Here is a 13,563-nt window from a genome sequence, read left to right on the forward strand (position 1 = left end):
ATATAACAGCTCGGCAGCAGAATCAGCCCTCAGTTCCGGGCTTTGAGCCGCCACGGACGGATCCCAAACAGTACCAATGCCATAAAGTACCCTAAAGCACCGCCGAGTATCAGGGAAAACAGATGAGCGAATCGCTCAACAAACGACCACCCAAGCCATTGCGCCTGCTCTGGTGAAAAGTAAATTAACAGGCAAACCATTGCCGCCGTTGCCAATAAGACCTTGATAAAAAAGATAATAGTTTGCTTACTAACTCTATATACACCAGCCAGATGCAAACCGCGATATAACAGGGAAGCGTTGAGTAAAGCAGACAGAGAAGTGGCGATCGCCAGCCCAACATATCCAAATGGCACGGCAAAAATAATATTGAAACCCATGTTGCTAACCATAGCAATGATGCCATAACGCACAGGTGTCTTGGTGTCCTGACGAGCATAATATCCGGGCGCCAGCACCTTGATCAGCATAAAACTCAACAAACCTGAGCCGTAGGCCACCAGAGAATAGGAAGCCATTTCCACGTCACTGATGCTAAAGGCACCACGCATAAAAAGCACCATCAACATGGGCTGAGCCAATACAATCAGCCCCATCATGGCCGGTAAACCCAGCAGCAGAATGGCGCGAACCCCCCAATCCATAGTGCGACCAAACCCCTCCCCCTCTGCATTAACGTGTTTTTTGGAAAGAGCAGGCAAAATAACGGTAGCAATGGCAATACCAAATAACCCCAGCGGGAACTCCAACAAGCGATCCGAATAATAGAGCCAACTGATGGAGCCTGTGACCAGAAAACTGGCGATAAAAGTATCCAGCAGCAAGTTAATTTGTGACACAGAGACCCCAAATAACGCCGGGATCATCAAAGTGCGGATTTTAACCACCCCGGGATGATTCCAGCCCCAAGAGGGCTTGACCAGCGCTTTTTCCTGCAGCAGAAAAGGAATTTGAAACAAAAACTGAATCACACCACCGAAGAACACCCCCCAGGCCAAACCGATTTCAGGCTTATCCAGGGTAGGACTCAACCACAATGCTGCAGCGATAATGGCGACGTTGAGAAATACCGGGGTAAAGGCCGAAACGGCAAAACGGCCACGGGTATTGAGAATCGAGCCGGCCAAGGCGGTGAAAGTGATAAACCAAAGATAGGGAAAAGTGATCTTCAGCATTAACGAGGCCAGTTCAAACTTGGCGCCGTCAGGCTCATCATTAACCCAGGCCATAAACCAGCCTGCACCAAACAAAGCGGTCAATATTGGCGAAGCCAGAACCCCAATCAAGGTCACGACTGTTACCAATAACCCCAAGGTACCGGCTACCTTTGATAATAAGAGTTTGACCTCTTCGCTGGACTCTTTCTCCTGATACTGAGTCAATACAGGTACAAAGGCCTGAGCAAAGGCACCTTCAGCAAACAATCGCCGCAAAAAGTTAGGGATCTTGTTGGCAAAAAAGAACACATCGGCACTGCTGCCCGCGCCCATCAAGTTGGCGACTACCACATCCCGTATTAATCCCAATACACGGGAAATCAAGGTCATGACGCTGACGATAGCGCCGGACCGTACCAATTTTTTGCTCAAATATTCCCCCAGAAGACCCAAGCCGCTATAAACGGCGGCAAGTCTCAAAAATTCCACTTAAGCTCTGTCACATGCCAGCAATTGCTGGTAGAATTGCGCCACATCTTACACGAGTTGGGTTGAGGATAGCCAAATCAGGTTGGATTAATTTATCTTTATGATGGATATTCAATCATTGTCATTGACAAAGTGACGAAAACCGGGCATTCTCCTCGGCCTTTAAAAGTATCAAATCCAGTTTTTAGGAGTTGCACCTTGGCTAATAGCAAGACTGCAAAGAAGCGCGCGCTTCAATCAGAAAAGCGTCGTCAACACAACGCTAGCCGTCGCTCTATGTTGCGTACCTACGTGAAAAAAGTTATCGCTGCTATCAAAGCTGGCGATCACAAAGCGGCTACTGAAGCTTTCGCTGTTGCACAACCCATTCTTGACCGTATGGCAACCAAAGGCCTGATCCACAAGAATAAGGCTGCCCGTCATAAGGCTCGTCTGAACACTCGTATCAAAGCACTGGCTGCTTAATTCGATACCCGTATAAAAAAAACCGGCATTGCCGGTTTTTTTATATCTAAAATTCAATAACATCAATGACAATAGATGTTATTCAACAGCTTGATGATTTCGCGCACTTCTTCACTCTTGAGCGAATAGTACACTGTCTGGGCTTCTTTGCGGGTGGCCACCAGATTGTCTTTACGCAACCAAGCCAGATGCTGAGACAAAGCCGACTGACTCAATCCCAGTTTCTTGTTCATTTCCCCAACGCACATCTCTCCCTCACTCAGGAGATAGCACAGAATAAATAAACGCCTCTCATTGGCCAGCGCCTTCAATAACACGACGGCATGGTCCGCTCGCTGCTGCATCAACTCAATATTCATGACGAGCCTATTCTCCTAATACAAACTCCGTCCCTAATATAGCCTTGCCTTACGGAGATAGTCGGGACATAAAGCACACTTTTTGTTAGATTGTTTTCAAAAATGGGACATACCTAATAAAAACAAAGGAAACACATGAAAAGCTATCGAACCGCCCTGTTACTTCCACTGTTGATTTCATCACTTATTGGCTGTCAATCCCCCTCACCTTCCAATACAAATCAACTGCTTGCTGAGTCATTGCAGCAAAAAGCCCTCAGTTCTGACCTCGGCTTTCAAATTGTGGAATCTTTAACTGTGGAAGTCGGCCCTCGCTTGGCTGGTAGCCCAAAAGACGCCGTGGCGGTTGCCTGGGCGGAGAAAAAGCTGCAGTCACTGGGTTTTGACCGTGTTTATAAAGAAGCTGTGGAAGTTCCGGTGTGGGAACGCGGTGAAGCCAGTGCCAGCATAGTGACCCCCTTCCAACAGCCTCTGGTTATCACGGCATTGGGAGGTAGTGTGGCCACTCCTACTGAAGGTATCACGGCCAAGATAGTGCGTTTTGACAGCCTCGCTGCACTTAAAGAAGCCAATCCTGATGATGTTGCCGGCAAAATTGTCTTTATCGATCAGAAAACCGAGCGACACAAGACAGGTAAAGGTTATGGCAAGAGCGTAGGGGGCCGCTCACGAGGCGCTATAGAGGCTGCGCGAAAAGGTGCCCTGGCAATAGTTATCCGTTCAATAGGTACAGATCATGACCGTATGGCCCATACCGGCACCATGCGTTATGAAGAAGGCTTAAAGCGGATCCCGGCGGCGGCCATGTCAGCGCCGGATGCCGATCTGGTCAATGCCATGCTCAAGCGTTCTGCCGATATAACCCTCTCTTTGAAGATGTCTCCCAAGAACAAGGGCAGCGCCATTTCCTATAACGTCATCGCCGAAGTCACCGGTAGCAGCAAGCCAGATGAAATCGTACTGATAGGGGCTCATCTGGACTCCTGGGATGAAGGCACGGGCGCTATAGATGACGGTGCCGGGGTCGCGATTGTCACCGCGGCCGCTAAGCTTATTCAAGATTTGCCGGAAAAGCCGGCTCGGACGATACGTGTCGTGCTCTATGCCGCCGAAGAGATAGGCTTGGTTGGTGGCAAGGCTTATGCCAAGGCCCACGCTGCAGAACTGGATAAACACTATATCGCCGCCGAATCGGATTTCGGGGCTGGCCCTATCTACCGCATCGACTTTCAGGTCAATGAGCAAGTGCTGCCCAAACTACAGCAACTGACCCAGGTGATGCAACAAAACGGCGTTGCCGCCGGTGACAACAGTGCCTATGGTGGTCCGGATGTTTCCATGTTGCCGGCCAGTGGCGTTCCTGTGGCCTCCCTGCGCCAGGATGGTACCGATTACTTTGACTACCACCACACCCCCAACGATACCCTGGACAAGATAGATCCCAAGGCGCTGGCACAAAACGTTGCGGCCTATGCCCAGTTCGCCTATTTGATGGCACAGTCTGAACTGGAACTGCGACCGCTGCCTGCCAAACAGTAAATCACACGCTTTAGAAGCCAAAAGCCGTTCAATAATGAACGGCTTTCTTATCTTTATATAGCGGGAAAGGGTATCAGCTCTGTTCTTCCCGCAGGAACACAGGGGAGCCAGGGCTGGACTCGGCTTCACTGTAATAATAGCCGGCGCTGTTAAATGCCTTTAATCGCTCCAGACTCTGTTCCTCTTGCTCCAACAGGTAACGAGCCATCATGCCTCTGGCCTTCTTGGCGTAAAAGCTTATTACCTTATACTGACCATTTTTACAGTCTTTGAATACAGGCGTGATAATACGTCCGGCAACCTGCTTGGGTTTAACCGCTTTGAAGTACTCGTTGGACGCCAAATTCACCACAATATCATCCCCTTGCTGAACCAATGCCTGATTAATGGCATCTGTGATGATATCGCCCCAAAAGGCGTACAGGTTACTGCCCCTGGGATTTACCAAAGAGGTACCCATTTCCAGCCGATAGGCTTGCATCAAGTCCAGGGGCCTCAACAGACCATAGAGCCCGGATAAAATACGCAGATGCTGCTGAGCCCGAGCAACCATTTCCGGGGCAAGGCTGTCTGCATCCAGACCTGTATATACATCACCACGGAAAGCATAGAGTGCCTGCTTGGCATTCTCCGGGGTGAAATCAGGCTGCCACTCGGCGAATCTGGCGGCATTTAAGCCGGCAATTTTGTCACTGACTTTCATCAAAGAAGCAATATTGGCTGGTGTCAGCTCCCGGCAAACCTGAATAAGCTCACTGCTGTGCTCGAGAAACTGTGGCAGGCTGTATTCAGATACCGCCGCCGGGTTGTCATAATCCAGCGTCTTGGCCGGTGAAACCAAAATCAGCATATTCACTCCGTCTTATTTGGTATAGAACTGCCCATGATACTGGCAGTAAATAAAAAAACCACGCATTGATAGCGTGGTTTTTCCGATGGCCCCAATCTGGGGCCGGATTCAGTTACCAGCCTTTGTCACTGCGAACCACAGGTTCACCGGTCCAGATACCCTCTTCAATATGTTCTTCAAGCTCAGGAAACTTGCTCTTGTCAAACACAGGTTCTTTGCCTTCACTCAACTGATCGCGGTAATCATTAATCACCCGCATGGCAATACCGGAAAGCAGTACCAAGGCAATGATGTTGACTGTCGCCATCAAGCCCATGGAAAGATCGGCCAAATTCCATACCAAGGTTATTTTCGCCACAGCTCCAAACATCACCATGCCTAGTACGCACAAGCGGAACAGGGGCAACACTTTACGGCTATTATTGGAAAGGAACAGCACATTGGTTTCGGCATAAGAGTAGTTGGCGATTATTGAGGTGAAGCAAAACAGTAAGATGGCAAAGGCCACAAAAAAGCCACCCCAATCTCCAACATGAGTGGTCAAAGCCGCTATGGTCAGTTGGATCCCTTTGTCCCCCTCGCCGATATTAACACTGCTGAGATCGCCGGCCAGCAAGATTATTGCGGCTGTTGCACTACAGATAACAATAGTGTCCATAAACACTCCTATCATCTGTACAAACCCTTGGGAAGCAGGATGGTTTGGTGTCGGTGAGGCGCTGGCAGCGACGTTGGCAGCACTCCCCATACCCGCCTCGTTGGAGAATAAACCGCGGGCGATCCCTGACTGCATCGCCTGAGCCACAGTATAAGCCACCCCACCGGCAGCGGCCTCTTGCCAACCGAAGGCGCTGTTGACTATCAGTTTGAGAATGGTCGGCAATTGCTCAATATTCATCCCGACAACGACCAAGGCGATCAGGATATAAGCAAAAGCCATAATAGGTACAACTACCTCGGATACCCGCGCAACTTTACGCAGCCCACCCATGATGACCAAGCCACTGGTGATCACCAGCAGAATACCTATCCAATAAGTTGCTTTAATGTCAAACCAGTAAGCCTCTTTGACATCAAACACAATTTCCAATGCTCCCGTAATGGTATTGGCCTGCACGGCATTGAAAACCAAACCAAAGGCGATGATCAAGAATACGGAGAAGATAATCCCCATCCAGCGCTGGCCAAGCCCCCTTTCCATATAATAGGAGGGACCGCCACGAAACTGATCATCTTTATCTTTTACCTTATAGATCTGAGCCAGAGTCGACTCAATCATGGCCGTAGCCATACCCAACAGAGCGATAAGCCACATCCAAAAAACAGCACCAGGGCCACCGGCACCTATGGCAACGGCCACCCCGGCCATATTACCGGCACCGACCCTGGCGGCCATACTGGTACAAAATACCTGAAATGAAGACAAGCCACTGTCACAGCCCTGCCTACTGGTAGCCATCACCTTGGCAGAATGCCCCAGGTGAGTAAGCTGAATGAACAAAAGCCTTAGAGTGAAGTACAAGCCAGCGCCCACCAAGGCATAGACCAATAGTTTTCCCCAAAGCAGAGAGTTCAAAAAATCGACTATGGTTTCTATTATCATAATTGTAAGCTTTCCCGTGACAAACCTAGCCCGTCTCTGACGGTATATCGCCAAGTTTGTGGTTAAGATTCCTTCCTGAATGAAAAAGGATAAGCGTCGGCCAGTTTCTTTTCGAATTATCCTACATACCCCAAGGTATGCCGACCGGGCTTGAGGGCGAAGAAAATAGCATAGGAACTTGAAAATACCGCGTGATCAAGATCACACTTAATCACTCGACCGACAGTAAATTCACCATAAAAATACCAGAACAAACTAGAGTTTTAACTTGAACAACAATGGTGTCACACGAATTTTCTAAAAAAACCACCAGCTAAACAAACTTTCAAAACTTGGATGTTGGGCACGTTTTTGTAATAAAACTACAAATATAGTAGCCACAAGATAATCTGATTCACTTTTAGCTAGCTCAAGCGAGGCACGATATGACCCAAAAGCAAGAGATAGGTGCACTGAAGAAATTTGTCCGGGCCACTAACTTCCTGGCAACCTCACAGATTTACCTGAAGCACAATGTATTGTACAAACGCCCGTTACAACACAGTGATATAAAGCCAAGGCTCTTGGGCCATTGGGGAACCTGCCCGGGGATCAACTTTGTATACGCTAACGTGAACAGATTGATTACCAAGCACAAGCGCCCGTTCCTCTATCTGGTCGGCCCAGGTCACGGTTTCCCCGCTGTACAGGCCAACCTCTTCCTCGAAGGCTCTCTAAGCCACTTCTATCCAGAAACCATCCCCTACAACGAAACCGGTATTGAAGATATCTGTCGTAAATTCTCCGCCGCTTACGGTTACCCTTCACATGCCAACCCCGAAGCTCCGGGACAAATCCTTGAAGGGGGCGAGCTGGGCTACTCCTTGTCTGTTGCCTGGGGTGCCGTGCTGGATAATCCAGACTTGATTGCCGCAGTGCTTGTCGGTGACGGCGAATCTGAAACCGGCCCACTGGCTGCATCCTGGTATGCCAACCGCCTGGTTTCTCCCGCCACCAACGGTGCCATACTGCCGATTGTTCATATTAATGGTTACAAGATTTCCGGCCCTACCCGTATGGGACGCATGAGCCATGAAGAGCTGGAACTTGAATTCAGAGGCCTGGGTTACCATCCCATCATAGTGGACAGCGAGCAGGAAGAAGATGTCTACCTGCAGATGACCAAGGCGATGGATACAGCTTACGAGATGATCAACGACATCCAGAAGCGTGCCCGCAATGGTGAAGATGTGGTTAAGCCACGCTGGCCGGTGATCCTGATGCGCACCGCCAAAGGCTGGACAGGTGTTCCCGAATACGATGGCAAAAAACTCGAAGGCAACTGCGAGTCTCACCAGGTAATTGTCAACAAATGCGCCACCGACAAAGGTCATCTGGCCGCATTGGATAGCTGGCTAGACAGCTATAAATTCTCTGAACTCTACTCAATCAACGAGCAGAACCAGATAATCTTCGACAAAGACATCCAGTCGCTGTTGCCACCTGCAGAACTCTGCTGTGGCCGTCAAAAGATGAGCTATGGCGGTGAAGTGGTACGCGCCCTCAGCAATCCTGACCTATCCAAACTGGCCTACGGCCCTGAAGTCCCAAGAGGTCATCGTGGCTACTCCATGCTGAAAATGGGCCAATGGATGCGCGAAGCCTTCCGTCTTAATAAAGACCAGCGCAACCTGCGGATCTTCAGCCCGGATGAAACTTACTCCAACCAGTTGCAAGCGGTATTTGAAGCCACAGATCGTGCCTGGCAATGGCCGATTGAAAGCTGGGATGAAGATATGAGCCGCGATGGTCGGGTTATGGAACTACTGTCCGAAAACCTGCTGTTCGGTATGATGCACGGCTACACTGTCACCGGCCGTCACGCCATGTTCCCTACCTATGAATCCTTCTCTCAGGTAGTGTCTTCCATGGCCGACCAATACTGTAAGTATGTCTATGCCAGCCAAGGGGTTCACTTCCGCAAGCCGCTGCCGGCCTGTAACGTAGTTCTCTCCTCTTTGCTGGAGCGTCAGGACCACAACGGTTATTCTCACCAGAATCCTTCTTTCCTGGGGGCCATGCTTGAGAAACACCCCAAGATAATCTCGGCTTACCTGCCAGCCGATGCCAACACCACTTTGGTTTACACAGAGCGAGCTTTCGCCGACCGTGACAAATTGAATATTCTTGTCGCCGGTAAGAAAGAGCTGCCGCAATGGCTGAGCCTTGATGAGGCCCGTAAACAAGCCAAAGAAGGTGTAATGGTGTGGGATTTTGCCTCTGATGAAAACCCGGATGTCGTCCTGGCAGGTTGTGGTGACTATGTGACTCAGGAATGTATGGCGGCATTGGTATTAATCCGCGAATTACTGCCAAGAGTGCGTATCCGCTTTGTAAGCGTCACAGAATTACACAGCAGTGGCCTGGGCAGCCTTAAATTCCAGGAAAAACCTTGGTTGATGGATGAGATATTTACCGAAGACAAAGGTGTGGTATTTAACTATCACGGTTATCCAAACACCATCAAAAAACTGATCTTCGATTACAAAGGTAGTCATAGATTCAGAATTAAAGGTTATGAAGAAGAAGGCTCAACCACCACCCCATTTGATATGGGTGTACGTAACGGTACTTCTCGTTATCACCTGGTAATAGATATGGCTTACAAATTATTCCAGCAAGGTGTTATTGATGAAACCCGTCACGTCGCGATTACCACAGATATGCTGCAACGTTTGGTTGACCATAGAAACTATATCAAGGCCAATGGTGTAGATCCTGAGTATATCGAAAACTGGATTTGGACCCGCTAAGCTGAACCTTAGCTAAACAAAAAGCAAAAATTTTAGTTAAGAAATTGTTTTGCAAAAATAAAAAAGCGCCTTCTAACAGGCGCTTTTTCTTTAGTTTCAATTGTTAAAAAACCAGGCGGTACAAATAATGAACAATAAAATTATCGCTTGAAAAGTGGAAAATTGCTGTATTTCAATGGATAATTGAGCCAGCTAGCTAAAACACTAAACGGAACCCCACATTAAGTGCTAGTCGTGTTTCCTATACGGGACATATGGGTAATTAAATAGCAATGGACTTGGAGAACATGATGAATAAGACATTTAAAGTATTGTTGCTTGCATCTATGATGCCTTTTGCAGCATCTGCAGCAGACGAGCTCAGCCCATGGTATGTCGGTGCTGGCCTCGGTGTAAACAACTACGAACCTAACTGTGATCAGAAAACCATGAAAACCTGTGGTGAAGACGATCCATATGCTTGGGACGTATTTGCAGGTTACCTGTTCAACGATTACTTCGGTGTAGAACTGGGTTACCGCGATTTAGGTCGTGCCGAATGGACCGACTACAGCAATAAACTCAACGACGTAGGTGTCAAGGGCGCCACTCTGGGCCTAGTGGCTTTCTGGCCTTTCGCTGATAAGTGGAGCCTGTCTGCTGAAGCTGGTGCCATGAACTACCACATTTCCAATAACAGACAATGGGGTAGCGAGTACTACAGCGATAGCGGTGTTGCGCCTTACTTCGGTGCTGGTATCGGTTACAACATCACAGAGAACCTGAAACTGGCCGCCAAGTATCGTCGTTATGAAAACCTCGACGAAGAAAAGTGGAACACTCTGGCGATGGAAAGCAACTACTGGGGTCTTGAACTGAGCTACCGTTTCGGCAGCACTTCAAAACCAGCTCCTGTAGTCGCTCCTGTGGTCGTAGAACCAGTTGACAGCGATAACGACGGTGTCAACGACGATATGGATCAGTGTCCAAACACACCAGCCAACCACAAGGTAGATGCCAACGGTTGCACTATCTATGTTGAAAAACTGGAAACATTGGAAGTTAAAGCTGAGTTCGATAACAACTCATCTGTACTGAAAGCCGACTCTATGGCTGAAATCCAGAAAGTTGCTGACTTTATGAGCAAGTACCCTAAAGCTGATCTGGAAATCGCCGGCCACGCCTCTCTGCCTGGTAAAGCCGATTACAACCAGTGGCTGTCTCAGAAGCGTGCCGACGCCGTTGCCAAAGTACTGGTTGAACAATATGGCATCGATGCCAGCCGTATCAACGCCAAGGGCTACGGTGAAAGCCAGCCGCTGATGCAGGGTTCTTCTGCTGAAGCCAACAAGGTTAACCGCCGTATCGAAGCTCTCCTGAGCTTTAAAGAAAAAGAAGCTCTGCTGAAGTAAAACTGAACTTCTTCTGAAAAAGTCGCTGCCCTGCAGCGACTTTTTTATTTTCACTCTTTTTTGTCATTAGAATTCCCTCGGCTATGGGAGTACACTTCCTTTAACCGACAACGGCCTTCATTGACAATTTCTCACCATTTTTGTAATTTTTTTTCAATCCTGGTTGGAAACAGAGGCAAAATCGCTTTTAATAGCGTCATGCAATTTCCGCGTAAACGGCCGCAATCTGAGAAGGATGTTTTTCATGGCAAACACACTCACGCAACTCAAATCCGTTACAACCATAGTTGCTGATACCGGTGACATTGAGGCGATCAAACTCTATCATCCACAGGATGCCACCACCAACCCATCGCTGATCCTCAAAGCCTCGCAAATCCCGGAATATGCACCGCTGATCGATGATGCAATTTCCTGGGCTAAAGCTCAGAGCCAGGATCCACAGCAACAACTGGAAGACGCCGCAGATAAGTTGGCGGTCAACATAGGGGTGGAAATTCTCAAGCTGGTACCGGGACGGATTTCAACCGAAGTAGATGCTCGCCTGTCATTCGATAAAGCCGGCTCAATCGCCAAGGCCAACAAGCTGGTAAAACTCTATGAAGCGGCCGGTATCGACAAGTCTCGCATTCTGATCAAACTGGCTTCCACTTGGGAAGGTATCAGCGCCGCCAAGGAACTGGAACAAAAGGGTATCAACTGCAACCTGACACTCTTGTTTAGCTTCTCCCAGGCCCGAGCCTGCGCAGAAGCAGGAGTTTACCTGATCTCACCTTTTGTCGGCCGCATTCTCGACTGGTATAAGAAAAATACCGGCAAGGATTATAGCGCCAGTGAAGATCCTGGCGTAATCTCAGTAACCCAGATTTACAACTATTACAAACAGCATGGTTATAAGACAGTGGTTATGGGCGCCAGTTTCCGTAACACAGGTGAAATCATTGAGCTAGCCGGCTGTGATCGTCTGACTATAGGCCCATCTTTGCTCGAAGAGCTGGCCAACTCAGACATCCAGATAGTAACCAAGCTGCAACCGGCTACTGAAACCCAAGAGCCACCCAAGCCATTGACCGAGGCAGAGTTCCGCTGGGAGTTCAACGAAGACCCCATGGCAGTGGAAAAACTGGCCGAAGGTATCCGTAATTTTGCTATAGATCAGGGCAAACTCGAGACCATGCTCAAGGCTAAACTGAGCTAATCAAGGATTGTTTTGAAACTGAAGATCAGGGACTACTCATGACACATTTGACTCAATCTGCTACCTGGCAGACTCTCAAGGCGATGAGTGCAGATCTGCCTCACATGCGTGAACTCTTTGCCGAAAACCCGCAGCGCTTTGATCAACTGTCGATTAAAGATTGTGGACTGCTGTTGGATTACTCCAAGAACCGCCTCACTGAGGCCGTTCTGCAGGAGTTACTCAAGCTCGCCCAAGAAGCCGGACTTGAACAAAAAATAGCAGCTATGTTTGCCGGTGAAGCAATCAATACCACAGAGCGACGTGCTGTGTTGCACACAGCCCTGAGAGCTCCGGCCGATGCAGATATTCGTGTCGATGGCGTCAATGTGGTCCCTGAAATTCAGCAAACCCTGGCTCAAATGGAGACTTTTGTCGAGTCGCTCTATTCAGGTCAGTGGCGCGGCTATACCGGCAAGAAAATCACAGATCTTATCTCCATCGGAATTGGCGGTTCCTTCCTCGGCCCCAAGATTATCTCCGAGGCTCTGCGTCCCTATTGGAACGGTAAACTCCAATGCCACTTCGTCGCCAATGTCGATGGCACAGCCATCACTGAAAAACTGAAGGAGCTGGATCCTGAAACCACCCTGTTCCTGATGTCGTCAAAGTCTTTTGGCACCCAGGAAACCCTGACCAACACCCTCAGCGCCAAAGAATGGTTCCTGGCCAAAGGCGGTTCACAGCAGGATATAAGCAAGCACTTTGCGGCCATTACCTCCAATGTTGCCAAGGCAACGGCGTTTGGCATAGATGAAGACAACATCTTCCCAATGTGGGATTGGGTTGGCGGACGCTATTCTCTCTGGTCGGCCATAGGTTTGCCCATAGCCGCCCTGATAGGCATGGATAACTTCAAGGCATTGTTGGCCGGCGCCAGAGCAATGGATGTACATTTCGCATCCAGACCTCTTGAGCAGAATATGCCGGTGATCATGGGTCTGCTCTCTGTATGGTACAACAATTTCTTCAATGCCCAGTCCCACGTGGTGTTGACCTATGATCACTACCTCAGAGGGCTTCCGGCTTATTTCCAACAGCTGGATATGGAGAGTAACGGCAAGTCCGTCACTCTGGACGGCGATTCGGTGGATTACAGCACAGGGCCGGTTATTTGGGGCGGAGAAGGCACCAATGGCCAACACGCCTACCACCAGCTGTTGCACCAAGGTACGGCATTGATCCCGGCTGACTTTATTCTGCCGCTGCAAAGCCATAATCCTATCGGTGAGCATCACGCTCAGCTGGCATCCAACTGTTTTGGTCAGACCCAGGCGCTGATGCAGGGACGAACCTTTGATGAAGCCTTGGCCGAACTGGCCGACAGCCCACTCTCAGAAGCTGAGAAACAGCTTATTGCCAAACATAAGGTTATGGAAGGTAACAAGCCGAGCAATACCCTGTTGATGGACAAGTTGACCCCACTTACCCTGGGCGCCTTGATTGCTCTCTACGAGCACAGAACCTTGGTTCAGGGTGCTATCTGGGATATCAACTCATTCGATCAATGGGGAGTTGAGCTGGGTAAAACGCTGGGAAATGAAGTGCTGTCGCGTATTGGTGCAGAACAAGATAGTCAGGATCTGGATGCTTCCAGCAATGCTCTGATCAACCTCTTTAGAAAAGCTAAAATATAGCCTTTTCAGCTTAAAAATCAATAAATACCAGCCAACTCCACTGG

Annotated in this window: 10 protein-coding genes; 6 read left to right on the plus strand and 4 right to left on the minus strand. The window is 49.0% G+C overall.

All coding sequences use genetic code 11. From position 1 onward, the window contains the following. Positions 1 to 29 precede the first annotated feature (29 nt). Complete coding sequence (gene murJ, locus CX650_RS00350; RefSeq protein WP_101094738.1) at positions 30 to 1,589, minus strand: murein biosynthesis integral membrane protein MurJ; 1,560 nt, start codon at positions 1,587 to 1,589, stop codon at positions 30 to 32. Between the two features lie 255 nt (positions 1,590 to 1,844). Between murJ and rpsT the strand changes: the two genes are divergently transcribed. Next, a complete protein-coding gene (gene rpsT, locus CX650_RS00355) occupies positions 1,845 to 2,111 on the plus strand; it encodes a 30S ribosomal protein S20 (protein ID WP_039034886.1) in 267 nt (88 codons plus the stop codon). A 62-nt stretch (positions 2,112 to 2,173) separates the two neighbouring features. Here the strand turns inward: rpsT and CX650_RS00360 are convergent, their stop codons facing one another. After that, a complete protein-coding gene (locus tag CX650_RS00360) occupies positions 2,174 to 2,470 on the minus strand; it encodes an ArsR/SmtB family transcription factor (RefSeq protein WP_025011907.1) in 297 nt (98 codons plus the stop codon). A 135-nt stretch (positions 2,471 to 2,605) separates the two neighbouring features. On the opposite strand from CX650_RS00360, the gene CX650_RS00365 reads away from it, so the two are divergent. Then, positions 2,606 to 4,009, plus strand: coding sequence for a M28 family metallopeptidase (locus CX650_RS00365; protein WP_101094710.1), 1,404 nt, complete (start codon positions 2,606 to 2,608; stop codon positions 4,007 to 4,009). Positions 4,010 to 4,082: 73 nt separating this feature from the next. Here the strand turns inward: CX650_RS00365 and yaaA are convergent, their stop codons facing one another. After that, positions 4,083 to 4,859, minus strand: coding sequence for a peroxide stress protein YaaA (yaaA, locus tag CX650_RS00370; protein WP_101094711.1), 777 nt, complete (start codon positions 4,857 to 4,859; stop codon positions 4,083 to 4,085). A gap of 112 nt (positions 4,860 to 4,971) precedes the next feature. Further along, positions 4,972 to 6,459: an alanine/glycine:cation symporter family protein gene (locus tag CX650_RS00375; RefSeq protein ID WP_101094739.1), complete on the minus strand. Its 1,488-nt coding sequence runs from the start codon at positions 6,457 to 6,459 to the stop codon at positions 4,972 to 4,974. A 428-nt stretch (positions 6,460 to 6,887) separates the two neighbouring features. Between CX650_RS00375 and CX650_RS00380 the strand changes: the two genes are divergently transcribed. The 4 genes from CX650_RS00380 (at position 6,888) to pgi (ending at position 13,519) form a co-directional block, all read left to right on the plus strand. Further along, the gene (locus CX650_RS00380) at positions 6,888 to 9,254 is read left to right on the plus strand and encodes a phosphoketolase family protein (protein WP_101094712.1); all 2,367 of its coding nucleotides are present in this window, start codon (positions 6,888 to 6,890) and stop codon (positions 9,252 to 9,254) included. A gap of 287 nt (positions 9,255 to 9,541) precedes the next feature. Beyond that, positions 9,542 to 10,645, plus strand: coding sequence for an OmpA family protein (locus CX650_RS00385; protein WP_101094740.1), 1,104 nt, complete (start codon positions 9,542 to 9,544; stop codon positions 10,643 to 10,645). Between the two features lie 244 nt (positions 10,646 to 10,889). Further along, positions 10,890 to 11,843, plus strand: coding sequence for a transaldolase (tal, locus tag CX650_RS00390; protein WP_039034890.1), 954 nt, complete (start codon positions 10,890 to 10,892; stop codon positions 11,841 to 11,843). 38 nt (positions 11,844 to 11,881) lie between these two features. Further along, complete coding sequence (gene pgi, locus CX650_RS00395) at positions 11,882 to 13,519, plus strand: glucose-6-phosphate isomerase (RefSeq protein WP_101094713.1); 1,638 nt, start codon at positions 11,882 to 11,884, stop codon at positions 13,517 to 13,519. Positions 13,520 to 13,563 lie beyond the last annotated feature (44 nt).

This window comes from Shewanella indica (genome assembly GCF_002836975.1).
Lineage (GTDB): Bacteria > Pseudomonadota > Gammaproteobacteria > Enterobacterales > Shewanellaceae > Shewanella > Shewanella indica.